Genomic DNA, 874 nt, shown 5'->3' with positions numbered 1-874 from the left:
ATATAAGCTTCTTTCAATCTGTCTCACAATAGTCTTAATTCCAATAGCTTCCCAGTAGCTTTTAATTAATTCCATTACTTGCATATTAGCGTTTCCTGGATATGTTGTAAAGTCAATAATCAACTCTATTGTCTTTCCATCAGGTCCAACTCTAAATCCATCCCTTCCAACCTTTAATCCCATAGCGTCTAATAATCTTTTTGCTCTTGCTGGATCATATTGAGCATAAGCCTTTTCCCATGTTGGATCATAATATGCTCCACCCTTTGGTATTGCTGCCTGCATTGGGGTTCCTAATCCAAAGTATAGCATCTTATTTATTTCTTCTCTATTTATTGCCAAGGATAATGCTTGTCTAAATCTTACATCTTGGAATAATTTTCTTTTTACAGGATCTTTTACATTTTGGTTAAGATAGAGAGCTGGATCCGCTCCCACACCAGAACCCCATCTTAAAACTCTATATCCGCCTTTATCTTTGTTTTGCATAAATAAAGTATAATTAGGAAGTCTTATGTGTCTTACTTGGAAATCTAATTCTCCTGCAATAGCCTTCATATTGATCATTTCTGCATCACTTACTAAGTAAGAAACAACCCTATCGATATATGGTAACTGATTTCCTTCGGTGTCCACTACTGGATAATATGGATATCGCTCCATCACATAAACAGGCTCATTGGGGCTTTTACTTACTACTTTCCAAGGAGACATTGTGGGAAGTTCTGGATTTTGAATGTAATCAATCTTAAATTGGAATAACTCATACCACTTAGAGAATCCTTCCTTCTTAGCTAAAGCTTCTAATTGTTCCTTAGGTGTATACTTAACATGGAATTGTTTTAAATAATGCTTGGGAGCATAATATCCAAGG

Annotated in this window: 1 protein-coding gene; it reads right to left on the bottom strand. The window is 35.5% G+C overall.

Annotation, left to right across the window (positions count from 1 at the left end):
- The coding region (locus tag NZ841_08460; protein MCS7202792.1) for an ABC transporter substrate-binding protein at positions 1-874 on the bottom strand (874 nt) is incomplete at both ends.

Origin of the sequence: Dictyoglomus sp. (assembly GCA_025060475.1) — a bacterium.
Classification (GTDB): Bacteria; Dictyoglomota; Dictyoglomia; order Dictyoglomales; family Dictyoglomaceae; genus NZ13-RE01.
This window is presented reverse-complemented; position numbering and strand designations above follow the sequence as displayed.